Annotated in this window: 6 protein-coding genes; 4 read left to right on the forward strand and 2 right to left on the reverse strand. The window is 66.8% G+C overall.

What is annotated here, in order from left to right; genetic code table 11:
• Positions 1-183 precede the first annotated feature (183 nt).
• Positions 184-6,693 carry a 3-keto-alpha-glucoside-1,2-lyase-like domain-containing protein gene (locus DSM100685_RS06835; RefSeq protein WP_152350608.1) on the reverse strand — a complete coding sequence of 2,170 codons (6,510 nt, stop codon included), beginning with the start codon at positions 6,691-6,693 and terminating at the stop codon, positions 184-186.
• Positions 6,694-7,398: 705 nt separating this feature from the next.
• Entirely contained in the window at positions 7,399-8,550 is a 1,152-nt protein-coding gene (locus DSM100685_RS06840) for a glycoside hydrolase family 88 protein (RefSeq protein ID WP_152350609.1), read from the reverse strand.
• 251 nt (positions 8,551-8,801) lie between these two features.
• Between DSM100685_RS06840 and DSM100685_RS06845 the strand changes: the two genes are divergently transcribed.
• From DSM100685_RS06845 to opp4C, 4 genes are all read left to right on the forward strand, one after another.
• Positions 8,802-10,238: a M20/M25/M40 family metallo-hydrolase gene (locus DSM100685_RS06845; protein ID WP_152350610.1), complete on the forward strand. Its 1,437-nt coding sequence runs from the start codon at positions 8,802-8,804 to the stop codon at positions 10,236-10,238.
• A 246-nt stretch (positions 10,239-10,484) separates the two neighbouring features.
• Complete coding sequence (locus DSM100685_RS06850) at positions 10,485-12,251, forward strand: ABC transporter substrate-binding protein (RefSeq protein ID WP_152350611.1); 1,767 nt, start codon at positions 10,485-10,487, stop codon at positions 12,249-12,251.
• 122 nt (positions 12,252-12,373) lie between these two features.
• Complete coding sequence (locus tag DSM100685_RS06855) at positions 12,374-13,351, forward strand: ABC transporter permease (protein WP_152350612.1); 978 nt, start codon at positions 12,374-12,376, stop codon at positions 13,349-13,351.
• Positions 13,348-14,310: an oligopeptide ABC transporter permease gene (gene opp4C, locus DSM100685_RS06860; protein WP_152350613.1), complete on the forward strand. Its 963-nt coding sequence runs from the start codon at positions 13,348-13,350 to the stop codon at positions 14,308-14,310. The genes DSM100685_RS06855 and opp4C overlap by 4 nt, the downstream gene beginning before the upstream one ends.
• The last annotated feature ends 15 nt before the right edge of the window (positions 14,311-14,325 follow it).

Here is a 14,325-nt window from a genome sequence, read left to right on the forward strand (position 1 = left end):
CGAATGGGAAAACGTCTCACTGGGTGGACGGGCGGTCGCGGAGGGCCGGCGCGGCGGACCGGCGGCGCGGCGCAGGCATAAAAGCGGGTGGCCCGTGCGGAATCGCTTCCGCACGGGCCACCCTAGGGAGGAGGGGCAAGCCTTACCTCATATATGGCCGTCGGGCCTCACGACCGACCGGGGTCAGTCGCGGCGGCGGCGAGCCAGCGTCAGGACGACGCCGGACGCGGCGGCGATCAGCGCCAGAGCGGCCACGCCGGCCACGGCGGCACCCGTCGAGGCCAGGCCGGACTTGTCGGACTGCTGCTGGGCGGTCTTCTGATCGCCCGCGGTCTGGCCGGACTTGTCCGTGCCGGACTGGTCAGCCGTGTTGCCGGACTGGCCGCCGTTGGCGTTGGTGTCGACCGTCTCGTTGCCGCTGACGGTGTTGTCGCCGCCGTTGCCGGCGCCTTCGCCCTTCTCGGTCTCGTCCTGTTCGCCGTTGCCGGGCTGGACATCGGGCGTCTCGGGCGTGGCGGCGGGCTTGGCGAGGGCGCCGTAGGCCTGGAAGAGGGCCTTGCCGGCATCCGCGATCTGCTGCTGGGTCGCGTCATCCGCGGCCAGCACGTTCTTCGCGGCGGCCAGCGCCTCGGAGAACGCCTTCCAGGAGGCGGCGGTGTAGTCCTTCTCCTGTGCGGCGGCCGCGGCGTCGACCAGCGCCTGAAGCACCGTCTTGTCCGGCTTCCGCTGCTGCGCGGCGGCGGGCTTGGCCAGACCGGCGGCTGCGTCGAGCAGGGCGGAGGCCGCGTCGGACACCTGCTGCTGCGTGGCCTTGTCGTTCGCCAGCACGTCGTTGGCGGACTTCAGGGCGGAGGCGAACGCCTTCCAGGAATCGGCGGTGTAGTCCTTCTCGGCGAGCTTCGCTGCGGCGTCGACCACGGCCTTGAGCGCGGTCTTGTCCACGGTGCCCGGCGTCGGCTCGGGCTCCGGAGTGGGCTCGGGCGCAACCTTGACCAGCTCGCCCTGCGCCTTGACCAGCGTCTTCACCGCATTGTCCACATCGGCCTGGGTCGGCGCGGCGGCGCGGGCCTTCGCCCCGTCGCCGTTGAACGCCTCGGCGGCGGCCAGCGTGTCCTTCGCGGCGGCCAGCGCCTCGGAGAACGGCTTCCACGAATCCGCGGTGTAGTCCTTCTCGGCGAGCTTGCCGGCGCTGTCGATGGCGGCCTTGAGGCCTTCCACCTTGAGCAGCTTCACGAGCGCGGACTGGGCCTTGACCAGATCGGCGGAGGCCTTGTTCACGGCGGCTTGGTCGGCGTCGGCGGGCACGGCCTTGGCGGCGGCCAACGCGGCGGCGAACGGCTTCCACGAAGCGGCCGTGTAGTCGGCTTCGGCAAGCTTGCCGGCGGAGGCCACGGCGGCGCCGAGCGCCGTGCGGTCGGCCGGGGTCGGCTCGGGCTTCTCGGCGGGCTTGACCGTCAGACCAGCCTGCGCCTTGACCAGTGCTTCGAGGGCGGCGTTGACGTCGGTCTGCGTGGCGGCGTCATCCGCGGCGACCTTCTTCGCGGCGGCCAGCGCCTCGGAGAACGCCTTGGCGGAGTCCTCGGTGTAGCCGGACAGGTCCACGCCCTCGGCGGCCTTGACGACCGCGTTGAGCGAGGTCTTGTCGACCGGGGTCGGCTCGGGCTCCGGCGCCGCGGCGACGAGTTCGCCCTGCGCCTTGGCCAGTGCGGCCACGGCGGCGTCCACATCAGCCTGCGCGGCGGCGTCATCCGCGGCGACCTTCTTCGCGGCGGCCAGCGCCTCGGAGAACGGCTTCCACGAATCCGCGGTGTAGTCCTTCTCGGCGAGCTTGCCGGCGGCGGCGAGCAGGGCGTTGAGCACGTCCTTGTTGACGGTGGGCGCGGGCTGCTCGGCCTCGACCAGCTTGGCCTCGGCGTCGAACAGGGCGGCCACGGCGGCGTCCACATCGGACTGCGCGGCGTCCTCGTTGGCCAGCAGATCCTGCGCGATCTTCAGCGCGGCGGCGAAGGCCTTCCAGGAATCGGCGGTGTAGTCGGCCTCGTTTCGCGTGGCGGCGGCGTCCACGGCGGCCTTGAGGACCGTCTTGTCGGCGACCTGCTTGGCGGCCACGGCCAGCCAGGAGATGACGGGCTTCTCGCCGCCGGCGCCCTCGTTGGTCACCACGTATTCCACGGTGGCGGCTTTGTCGAGCTTGAAGGTCAGAGACTCCTTGAGCGGTGTATTGCTGCCGCTCAATGCGATCGAACCCTTGGCAAGTTCATTGCCGTCGACGTTCACCGTCTGATACATGTTTCGGCTCTTGCCCCACCACTCGGCGAAACCTCCGGTGAGGGTGTAGGTGCCGGCTTCCAGCGGCAGACGGTAGATCTGCTTGGCGTTCGACTGCCACAGACCCGTGGAGTACTTGTCGTTGATGTCGGTGGAACCCTTGACGTTCACGCCGTCCTTGACGTAGCCCCACTGGTCGGCGGACTCGGACACCTGATCGACCTTGTCGTTCTTCAGCTCCACGGCGTTCTTCACCGCGGTGTACTGCGGGGAGTCGGCGCCGTTGGTGCCGGAGTCGATGTAGTAGGTCAGACCGTCCGGGATCACCTCGACGGTGGCCTTGACGGTCTGCTCCTTGCCGTTGACGGTGGCCTGACCGGCGAGGGTCAGGGTGTCGTACGGTTCGGCGGCGGCAAACGCGGCCACGGAATCGGTGTTCCATGCGACCGGGACGTCGGCGCCGTCATAGGAGACGGTCTTCGGCAGCGCATCGCCTGCCACGGCCGCGACGGTGCCGAGACTGACCGGCTGCTTCTCGACGGCGAGCCAGGAGATGACCGGATCCTTGCCGCCGTTGGCGAGCACGTTGAACGTGACGGTGGCATCGGCGGCGAGCGTGAAGCTCACATTGCCGCTGGACGTCCTGCCCGCGGTGCCGATGCTGGCAAGTTGGGAGCCATCGACCGTCTTGGTCTGGCCGTCCTCGGTCCACGTGACCTGCAGCTTCATCGGGCGGTTCTCGCCGGTCCACCATTCGGTGAAGCCTGCGGTGAGGTTGTAGGAGCCGGCTTCGAGCGGCAGCGTGTACGTAAGGGTCTGTCCGTTGGCGTACAGGCCGGTCGCGTACTTGTCGTTCACATCCGCGCCGCCCTTGATGACCGAGTTGCCGCTGTAGCCCCAGTCGCCGGCCTTCTGGTCGGCCACTGCATTGCGCAGCGACGGAATCGCGGCCTTGACGGCGTTGTACTCGGGCGAGCCGTCGGCGCCGGTCACGCCGGAGTCGATGAAGTACTCGATGTTCAGGGACGGCAGCACCTCCACGGTTGCGGAGACGCGGTAGCGGTAGGTGCCGTCGATCTTGTCATCGGTCACACCGGTGATGGTGGCCTGGGTATAGTCGCCGGCGTTGGACACGGCCTCGGCGGCTGTTGCATCCCATGTCACCGCGGATTCCTTGCCGTCGACCGTCACGGTCTTCGGCAGATCGGCGCCCTTGGCGACTGCGCCGGTCAGGCCCAGCTGCTTGATCTCGGGGCTGATGTACTTGTCCACGAGATTCTGACGGGCGGTGGCCAGACGGGCGACGATCGCGGCGGCGCCTTCGGCGTCCAGACCGTAGCCGGCCGGATCGGCGAGCGCGGCCTTGGCCTCGGCGAGGTTGGCGGCAAACACGGCCCACGTGTCCGGATTCCATTCGTCGGCGCTGAGGTCGGCGTAGGAATCGATGGCGTCGGACAGCGCCTTGGTGTCCACCTTCGCGGAATCGTTGTCGGTGGCCTTGACCACGCCCACGGCGTCGATGGAGATCGCGTTGTCGTCGGCGGTCTCGAACGTCACGGTGTGCTTGCCGTTCTTGAGGCCGCGCAGCTCGTACGTGGTCGGCTTGCCGTTGTCGGACGCGATGGTCGGGGCGGAGGCGGCGATCTGGGTGCCGTCCACCGTCACGTTGAGCTTGGCCGCGCCGTTGTTGGCGCCGAGCAGGTCGATGCCCGTACCGTCGAACGTGTAGGTCAGGGTCGCGCCCTTGCCGGTGGAGTTGGAGACGGAGCGCTTGTAGACGTACATGCCCTGGCCGTTGAGGTGCTGCCACTTCTCGTTGTAGGTGAGCAGCGCGGTGGAGTTGTCGTCCCAGCTGCGCTGGTGCATGTTGTCGAGCAGGTCCGTGTAGTACGGCGTGGCGCCGTCAACGGTTTCGACCTTCAGGTTGTCGAACTGGACGAAGTTGAAGGTGGAGCCGAGCTGCACGCGGCCGTTGGCCTGCGGCTGCGGGTCGGTGTAGGAGGCCACTTCGACGCCGTTGATGTACGCGGTGTAGACGTCGCCGAGCACCTGCACGGCGATGTTGTTCCACTGGTTCGCGCCGGTCTTGAAGTTCACGCCCTCAATGTCGGACGCTTTGCCGGACTGGAGCACCGTGCCGAAGCGCATGAGGTCCCACGAGCCGTCGGGCGTGACGCGCAGCTGGGCGGGCGAGTCGTTCTTGCCGTTGGAGCTGTTGCCCCACTGGCGTGCGCCGACCGTCGCGTTGCCGGCGTCGGCCTCGAACAGCACGTCCACGGAGACCTTGTAGTTAGTCCAGCGGTAGTCACCGAGCGTGGTGACCGGGTCGCCGCCGTTCCATGCGCCGCCGTTCCACGAGCCGTAGGCCATGCCAGGGCCGACCTGCTGGCGCAGCACGTGGTTGCCGTCGGCGGTCTTCACGACCTCGAAGGCGCCGTTGGTGTCGTTGGTGTACAGCGGGGTCGCACCGGTGTCGCCGCCGCGGGACTTGAGGAAGTCCTCGGTGACCATCTTGCCGGTCTTCGGATCGTAGGATTCGACCGTCTTGCCGGTGTACTCGTAGTCGTCGGCGTACAGCGTGCTGTCATCGGTGACGCCGTTCTTCTTGCCAGATTCGTCGGTGTCGAGCACCGCGTAGTCCTGGCCTTCCACGTACTCCTTGTTGGAGGGCACCTGACTGCCCTTGCCGTCGCGGGCCGTGAGCGTGCCGTCGGCGCCCTTCACGGCGTCGTCGAGCGTAGTGGCGGTCACGATGCTCCACGGCTTGACCTGGAACTCGTAGTAGCCGTCGGCGCCGGGCGTGAGCTCGGCGAAGGGCTTGACGTAGTTGGCGTCGTAGGCCTGCCCCTCGTCGGCGGCGCGGGTCTCCCACAGCTCCATCGTCTGATCGTCGCCGAGGTTCATGTCCTCGGCCTTGATGCGGTACGTCTTGGTGTACTGCGAATCGTTGACGATCACGGTGGAGAAGTCGGAGGCGTCGGGCGCGGCCAGCGTCATGTAGCTGGTGGCGCCGCCGCGGGAGGAATTCCACGAGCTGCCGCGTCCGGGCGGGTTGCCATCGGTGATGTCGGACCGGGACGCGTTCGGGATGCCGCGCCAGATGTCCGCGTTGTTGTTTGCGGTATCGTAGCCGGTCTTCGCGAAGCGGGACACCTGTTCGAGCACGGCGAGCGCGCCGTCCCAGTTGATGGCGCCGCTCCACGGGTCGTGCATGGTGATGACTTCCTTGGAGGAGTACTGGAAGCCGTCGTAGAACGCGGAGATGGCCGGCTGGTAGACGAAGTTGGTGCGGCGGGAGCTGGTGAAGCCCTTGACGTACGTGTTCGCCATTTCGAGGGCGGAGTTGATGCCGCCGATGCCGGTGCCGGACGTGCCGTCGTTCTGCCCGTTGTTGGTGCCGTTGCCCTCGCCGGAGCCGAGATCCATGGTGTTGTTCGGGCGGTCGGCGGTCACGGAGAAGGTGGCCTGTGCCTCGGAGTTCCAGACTTCCTTGTCGTACTGGTCGGCCAGGGTCTTGAAGTTGTTGCCCTGATCGGCGGTGTTGTAGTGGTAGCCGGCGATGTCCACGGCGTTGAGCAGGTCCGGGTCACTGAGCATGTCGTCGCCGAAGGAGCCGGTGCTCACCTCGTCGGAGATGACGGTGCGGATCTTGTGGAAGAGCTCCTTTTCGGTGTCGCTGCTCCACGCCGGGACGGCGTTGCCGTCGAGGTCCTTGATTTCACCGGCGCCGATGAAACCGTCCTGATCGTTCTTGACCTTTTCGGAGAACTGCTTGGTCCAGTTGAGGTCCGGGGCGGATTCGTTGATGTGCGGGTTGACGGAGTCGACCATGTAGCCATACTGGCGGTAGACGGCGAGGATGGTGTTCTTGTACCAGCGGTACACGTCGTCGTTGCTCTTGACCCAGGCGGGCGAGCGCCAGCGCAGGATGCTCACCTTGACGTTCGGGTTGACCTTGAGTGCATCGGCGGCCAGCTGGAAGCCGGGCTCGTGCGCCACGTTCGGGTACTCGGTGGCGGAGCGCATGGTGGCGGCGTTCGGGCCGGTCGACGTGTTCTGGTCGTTGCCCATCTCGATCTTCACGGTGTTCATGATCGGGTTGTCCCCGCCGAACAGCACGTTGATCATCTGCCAGTAGGCCTCCGGGTTCTGGGCCTTGTAGTCCATCAGCAGCGAGCTGGTGGAGTTGGCGCTCAGCACGCCGAAGCCCTTGAAAGTCAGGCCGTTGACGCTCTTGGCCGCGGTCGCCACGTCGGCGCCGTTAACCACGACGTCGATCGGGGCGTCGGCCGCGTACGCGGTGCCCGAGACGACGAACGGCGCGAACATGGCCAGAGCCGCGACCGCGACCGTCGCCTTCCTCGAAAGCGAACGCGCGGCACCTCCCCCGCCACGTTTGCGGAAGGAGTCGTTTCCTGTGTTCATATACTCTCCCTGATTCCACTACCTTGTGTTTCCTGAATTCCCCGCATCATCGCTGATGCGCACCGCCGTTGGATCCCAACTTCGGAACCCGCCGACGATGAACTCAGCATAAAACATGAATGCAACTAAATGCAAACGATCAGAAACGATCAAAGACTGTTAAAGGTGCGGAATATTGGCTGCTTATGCTTGATGTTTACATGTGTTCAGAACGCCTGAAACGCTTCAGAAAACGCTTTCATATGCCTTCATGGAATTTTCATTGAACCGTTCAACACGGCGATTCGCGCACGGCTCCCCCGATTCGCGCAATACGATTCGCCCGTGAGCACAGATTCATGAGCAATCGAAACCGGGGCCACGCCGGATGCGGATTGAGACACAGAGAGGCTGATCTGCGTCTCAATCCGCATCCAATCCCAGAAATGGATGCAGGTTGAGACACAGAAGGGCCGGTTCATGTCCCAATCCGCAACCAATTCCGAAGACGGATGCGAACCGAGACACAGGACAGCCGGTTTGCGTCCCAATCCGCAACCAAATACGGAAATGGATGCGGATCGGGACACAGCCAGCGAGAAATTCACCTCGCGAGAGGCATAGCCACGCCGCGGCGCAACCGGCGGCCAATGGCGGCGGACGACCGCACGGTCGCCGCAGTCGCCGCAGTCGCCGCAGTCGCCACGGTCATCACGGTCGCCGCAGTCACCACAGATCGACGGCGCGCCCCTGCAGGCGCAGCACGGCCTCGAGCAGGAAGTAGTCGGCGTAGATGATCGGCACGTGGATGCGGCCGTCATGGTATTTGTCCGAGCACAGCTGCACCACGCCGTCGCGCGCGGGGTCGAAGTCGCAGGCGCGGTCCGCCACGGCGCGCAGGATCAGCATGGCCCACTGGCGGTAGAACGCGCGCTCGGCCTCGGGCACCAGCTCGGCGAGCTCGATGAGCCCGTCAGCCGCCACGCAGGACGCGATCGCGTCGAACACCTTGGGTTCGGCGGGCTGACGGAAGTCCACGAGCGCGATGCCGCCGGTCAGCGCCACCTGCGAGCAGAAGTAGTGCGCCACGCGCTTGGCGGCGTCCAGATAGCGCTCGTCGCCGGTATGGCGGTAGGCGCGCGCGAAGCCGAAGATGCCCCACGCCTGACCGCGGCTCCAGCTCGAGCCGGCCTCGTAGCCCTGCCCGGCCGGCGCCTTCTCGAATTCGCCGGTCGCCGGGTCGAAGCACACGATGTGGTTGCACGAGCCGTCCGCGCGCACCACGTTGGCCAGCATGGTGTCCGCGTGCAGGCGCGCCACCTCGGCGAAGCGCGGGTCGCCGGTCTCGTCGGTGGCCCAGAACAGCAGCGGGATGTTCATCATCGAGTCGACGATCGCCCACCCCTCGCGCCCGGGTTCGTTCCATGCGCGGATGAACCGGCCGATCGGGTTGAAGCGCCCGGCGAGCACCGTGGCCACATGCAGGCCGCGCACGCGCGACGCCTCGTTGCGGGTCAGACGCCAGTCGGCCACCGCGGACAGCAGCCACAGGAAGCCGACGTCGTGGTCGAGCTTCTCGTAGGCGGCGATCACGCCGTCCAGCGTGGTCTCCTCGATGGTCCGGGCGGGGGTCATGTAGCTCGGGTCGCCGGTCGCGTGGAACATCTGCCACAGGATGCCGGGCCAGAACCCGTTCGTCCACCAGCCTGGGAAGGTGACGGCCATGTCCTCCTCGTACCGCCCGTCCACGGCGATGTACGGGATGCGCGAGCCCACGCGGTCGCGCTCGGCCGCGAACTTGGCCTCCAGTTTGGCCGCGGTGACGGCCGCCCACTGCGCGTCCTCGGCGGTGAGCTGATCGCTGACTGATGCTCCCATGGCGGGCCCTTTCTCCGTCGACTATGATCACGTCGATCATAGCCGACACGCACGGACCGTCGACAACGGACCGCCTGCCACGCGTCATGCCCCGCCGGCGGCATGCAACCGGCTACAGAAAACCCTTATAGCCGCGCCCCGGCGCCTAGCCGGCCGCCACGATAGCGTATAAGCACCGGCGCACGGAGGGCGGCGGCGCGCCGTCTCACGGGAGCACCGGCGCAGCAGCATGTCAGGGGGCACTCATCATCATGACCGCATTGCACGCAACAACCGGCGACCGGGCGGATACCACGTATGGAACCGGCAACGGTCGCGCCCCGGACCGGCATATCGCAACCACCGAAACCACCGCCGAAGCCGAGGCCGTCGCCTTCACCCGCCGGCTCATCCGGTTCGACACGCGCAATGCCTGCACCGACTCCCCGGACCGCTGCAACGAACGCCCGGCCGCGCAATGGGCCGCCGACCGTCTGGCGGAGGCCGGCATCGCACCGACGATCATGGAAAGCGCACCGGGCCGCGCGATCGTCACGGCCACCCTGCCGGGCATGGACCGGTCGCTGCCGCCGCTGCTCATCCACGGCCATCTCGACACCGTGCCGGTCGACCCGGCGCAATGGTCCGTGGATCCGTTCGGCGGCGAGATCCGCACAGACGCCGACGGCATCCCCTGCGTGTGGGGCCGCGGCGCCGTGGACATGAAGGACATGGTGGGCATGACCCTCGCCGCCCTTCGATCGCTGGCCCGCAACGGCACGCGTCCGCGGCGGGACGTCCGGCTGGCGCTGCTGCCGGACGAGGAGGCGGGCGGACGCTATGGCTCCATATGGGTGGCCGAGCACCGGCCGGACATCTTCGCCCATGTGGGATACGTGGTGAGCGAAACCGGTGGATTCTCCGATCAGGTGAACGGGCGGCGGGTCTACTACGTGCAGGTGGGCGAAAAGGGCACCCAGTGGTTCCGGCTCGAAGCGCGCGGCACGCAGTCGCACGGCTCGCAGATCAACCGGGACAACGCCGTGGTGCGCATCGCCGAAGCCGCCTGCCGCATCGCCGCATACCGCTGGCCCGTGGACGTCAATCCGGTGACCCGCATGCTGCTGGACGGGCTGCGGTCTCTGACCGATTCGCCGGCCGGCTCCGCTCAGGCCGTCGACGACGAAGCCGTCCGCACGCTGGTGCGCCACGCCGGCGCCACGGAACCCTGGATCGCATCCTCGCTGCGCAACACGTTCAACGTGAGCTCCATCGACGCAGACAGCACCGTGAACGTGATTCCGGCCACGGCGAGCGCGCTGGTGGACGGCCGCGCACTGCCCGGTCAGGAGGAGCCGCTGCTCCGCACGCTGCGTTCGCTGGCCGGCGACGGCGTGACGGTCAGCGCGATCCATCGCAGCAACGGCTATCTGAGCGATCCGTCCGGCGCGCTGTTCCGGGCGGCCGCAAACGCCATCCACGAGTTCGATCCCCAGGCCCGGGTGCTGCCGTTCCTGTCTTCCGGCGGCACGGACAGCAAGGCCGTGCTCGGCGTGAGCCCGGGCGCGCAGGCGCTGGGATTCGCGCCCCTGCGCACACCGCCGGCCTTCCGGTACATCGCGCGCTTCCATGGCGTGGACGAACGGGTGCCCGTCGAATCGCTCAGGTTCGGAGAGCGCGTGCTGGAACGGTTCATCGCCACGCTGTGACGGCCCCGAATACAGACCAAGCAACCCGGCGGCGAGCGCCGAACCGCCGATGCGCCAAAGTGCCGATGCCATGCGGCCCGCAGGCCCGCGGCGAACAACGCTGGACCATTCCGCCCCCGCCCTGTAACCTCCCATAAGCAACGCGTATAGCCGCGCCGGCCCGCGAACGCCCGCATGCGGGTATGGTCGGCACCAAACCGCCCCGATATGACGTCGGGGCGTTCCGATGAGAGAGGGCAAACGATCATGACGCTTCAGACATCGAAGGCATCGAGGACACTCACCCCGGGCGGCAGGCTCAGGGCCCGCGGATTCCGCGCGCTGGCCGCGGCGCTCGTCGCCGTCACCGCGCTGGCCGGCTGCGGCGGCACCGGCAACAAGACGGCGTCCCAGGTGTCCACCGGCAACGTGCAGGCCATCGCCGACGAAACCATCAAGGCCACCGACCCGTCCAAGAGCCCGGCGAACGCCAACAAGCGCACGGACACGTTCGTGGCGACCATCAAGAACGCCGGCGGCGTGTTCCTGCCGTACTTCTACCGCAACGCGTGGGACGAGAACCTCGTGCAGCCGATCTTCGCCTCGCTGGTCGTCTACGACAAGGACGGCAACCCGGTGGGCGACCTCGCCAAGTCGTGGGAGGTCTCCTCGGACAACCTCACCTACACGTACCACCTGCGCGAGGACGCCAAGTTCTCCGACGGCACCCCGGTGACCGCCGACGACGTGGCCTTCACGCTCACGCTCGAGAACGACCCGGCCTACAACTTCGGCCTCGCGGACTTCACCGAGATCGGCATCCAGGGCGCGGAGGACTACAAGAGCGGCAAGGCCGACTCCATCTCCGGCATCAAGGTCGTCGACGAGCACACCGTCTCCGTAACCACCGAGAAGGTCAACCCGGTGGCCCTCACCGCGATCGGCGGCTACGTGCTGTCCAAGAACTACTACGGCAAGGACTACAAGCGCGGCCAGCTCGACTACCTGCAGCAGTTCTACGACAAGCCGCTCGGCGCCGGCCCCTACACGCTGGACAAGTACGTGCCCGGCCAGGAGGTCCGCTACACCGCCAACCCGAACTACTACGGCGGCAAGCCGCAGATCGAGCACCTGATCTTCAAGGTCGTCACCGACGACACGGCCCTGCAGTCCTACCAGAACGGCGACACCGACACCGACGTGTTCACCCCCGACCCGGACGTGCTCGAGCAGCTCAAGGGCTTCGGCTGGTCGAACGTGAACATCCGCACCAACCCGTACTTCTCCTACTCCATCTTCAACGCGAAGAAGCCGTACCTGACCAAGGCCGTGCGCCAGGCCCTGTACTACGGCCTCGACCGCAAGCAGATCGTCGCCGCCTGGTACAAGGGCTACGGCGAGGTCGCCAACGTGTACGCCCCGCCGAGCAACTGGGCCTACACCACCGACGGCGTGAACACGTACGACTACGACCAGGCCAAGGCCGAGCAGCTGCTCGACCAGGAGGGCTGGACGAAGGGCTCCGACGGCATCCGCGAGAAGGACGGCAAGAAGCTCACGCTCACCTACGTGACCAAGGACCAGACCGACCCGATGCTGACCATCGGCAAGGACCAGTACAAGCAGATCGGCATCGACCTGCAGACCGAGGTCACCGACCAGAACACCGAGACGACCCGTCTGCACAGCGGCGACTACGACATGATCACCTTCCGCACGTCAGTCATCAACGACCCGTACGAGGCGGTCAAGGAGTTCGGCACGCTCGACGAGTCCGTCAACCCCGAGGGATACGACAACGCCACCGTGCGCGATCTGGTCAAGCAGAGCATCTCCGCGTCCGACCGCGACGCCCGCAAGCCGGTCTACGCCAAGCTCTACCAGGAGCTGAGCAACGACCCGCCGTACCTGCTCATCGGCTACATCAAGGGCTTCAACGCCTGGAACGACCGCATCCAGGGCGGCGAGAACTTCTTCCGCGGCACCGGCGACGCCGCGCTCCAGCTCGCCAAGCTCTCGATCAAGCAGCAGTAAGCCGCATCCGCCCCGAATGCCCCGCCGCCCGGTCACCCCTCGACCCGGCGGCGGGGCATTCGGGCGCTTTCGTATAACATTCAACCAGCCGAGCATCCGAAGACGAAAGGCCATCCCCACTCATGCTTCGATACACGCTCCAACGATTCCTGCTCATGATCCCCACACTGCTGGGCACGTCCATCCTGGTGTTCGCGCTCTTCGCGCTCATGCCCGGCGACTTCTTCTCCGGCGACACCAAGCTCACCCAGGAACGCCTCGACCAGCTGCGCGAGGCGTACGGCCTCAACAAGCCCGTGGTGGAGCGCTACTTCACGTGGCTCGGCCAGCTGCTGCGCGGCGACTGGGGCTTCTCCATGCAGTACAACCTGCCGGTCTCCACGGTGATCTCCAACTACATCTGGAACTCGTTCATCGTCTCGTTCGGCGCGTTCATCATCGCGTGGGCGCTGGCCATCGCGGTGAGCGTGTACTCGTCGCGCCACCAGTACTCGTTCGGAGACCGCGCGATCACGTTCGTGGTGTTCGCGCTCATGTCGCTGCCCTCGTTCTTCGTGGGTCTGGTGCTCATCAAGGTCTTCGCCCTCAATCTGGGCGTCATGCCGGTGGGCGGCCTCATCACCACCGGCTCCAACTACACGGGCGCGGCGTACTGGTTCGACGTGATCCACCACGCCATCCTGCCCATGCTGGTGATCGTGTGCGTCAACTTCGGCCCGCTCACCCGCTACTTCCGCACGTCCATGCTGGACACGCTGGGCATGGACTTCATCCGCACCGCGCGCGCCAAGGGTCTCTCGGAGGCGAGCGTGGTGGGCAAGCACGCGCTGCGCAACGCCATGCTGCCCGCCATCACGCTGCTCGGCTTCCGCCTGCCGGCCCTGTTCTCCGGCGCGATCATCACCGAGCAGATCTTCAGCTGGCCCGGCATCGGCCGCATCCAGTTCGAATCCGTCACCACGCGCGACTACGCGCTGCTCATGTCCATCACCATGCTGCTCGCGTGCCTGACCATCGTGGGCAACTTCATCGCGGACGTGCTCTACACCCTCGCGGACCCGCGCGTGCGCATCACCCGAAGCAAGGAGGCCTCGCGATGAGCTCCCGACTGCCATTCGCCACCCGCAGGAAGAACGCCGAACGGGACGCCGAGCTCGCCGGGGCGCTGGACCGCTCCGCGCGCACCCGCGGCGGCTCGCTGTGGCGCGACGCGATCCACGCGTTCCTGCGCAACAAGACCGCCGTGGCCGCGCTCATCGTGCTGCTGGCCATCGTGCTCATCAGCTACGTGGGACCGTTCCTGAGCCCGTGGGGCATCAACGACTACGACGTGATGAACATGAAGCAGGGCCCGAGCGCGGAGCACTGGCTCGGCACGGACAGCTACGGGCGCGACGTGTTCACGCGCGTCATGTACGCCGGCCGCATCTCCATCGCCATCGGGCTGATCTCCATGCTCGTCTCGGTGCTGTTCGGCGCCGTGCTGGGCGTGGTCTCCGGCTACTTCGGCGGCTGGGTGGACGGCGTGACCATGCGCATCGCGGACGTCGTGTTGTCCATCCCGAGCATGCCGCTCATGTTCATCATCGCCGCGCTGCTGAGCGCCTTCAAGGTGCCCGCCGAGCTCAAGGTGTACTTCGTGATCGTGATGCTGAGCTTCGTGGGCTGGCCTTCCATCGCCCGCATGATCCGCGGCCAGGTGCTTTCCATCCGCGAACGCATGTACGTGCGCGCGGCCGACGTGCTGGGGCTCGGCACCGGCTCGAAGCTGTTCCGCCACATCCTGCCCAACACGTACCCGATCCTCATCGTGGAGGCCACGCTGGCCACCGCGAACGGCATCATGAACGAGTCGGCGCTGAGCTTCCTCGGCCTCGGCGTCTCGCAGCCCATCCCCTCGTGGGGCAACATGATCTCCGCGGCCAACAACCTCATCGACTTCCAGATGCACTGGTGGCTGTGGGTCACGCCGGGCCTGGCGGTGTTCGCCACGGTGATCTCCATCAACACGATCGGCGACCGTCTGCGCGACGCGTTCGATCCGAAGCAGTACGCGTGAGCCGCGGGAACGGAG

This window comes from Bifidobacterium avesanii (genome assembly GCF_009299475.1).
Lineage (GTDB): Bacteria > Actinomycetota > Actinomycetes > Actinomycetales > Bifidobacteriaceae > Bifidobacterium > Bifidobacterium avesanii.

Bases quoted from the DNA above. Each gene is read 5' to 3' on its own strand.
- DSM100685_RS06835 (WP_152350608.1), bottom strand. From the start codon at position 6,693: ATGAACACAGGAAACGACTCCTTCCGCAAACGTGGCGGGGGAGGTGCC.
- DSM100685_RS06840 (WP_152350609.1), bottom strand. From the start codon at position 8,550: ATGGGAGCATCAGTCAGCGATCAGCTCACCGCCGAGGACGCGCAGTGG.
- DSM100685_RS06845 (WP_152350610.1), top strand. From the start codon at position 8,802: ATGACCGCATTGCACGCAACAACCGGCGACCGGGCGGATACCACGTAT.
- DSM100685_RS06850 (WP_152350611.1), top strand. From the start codon at position 10,485: ATGACGCTTCAGACATCGAAGGCATCGAGGACACTCACCCCGGGCGGC.
- DSM100685_RS06855 (WP_152350612.1), top strand. From the start codon at position 12,374: ATGCTTCGATACACGCTCCAACGATTCCTGCTCATGATCCCCACACTG.
- opp4C (WP_152350613.1), top strand. From the start codon at position 13,348: ATGAGCTCCCGACTGCCATTCGCCACCCGCAGGAAGAACGCCGAACGG.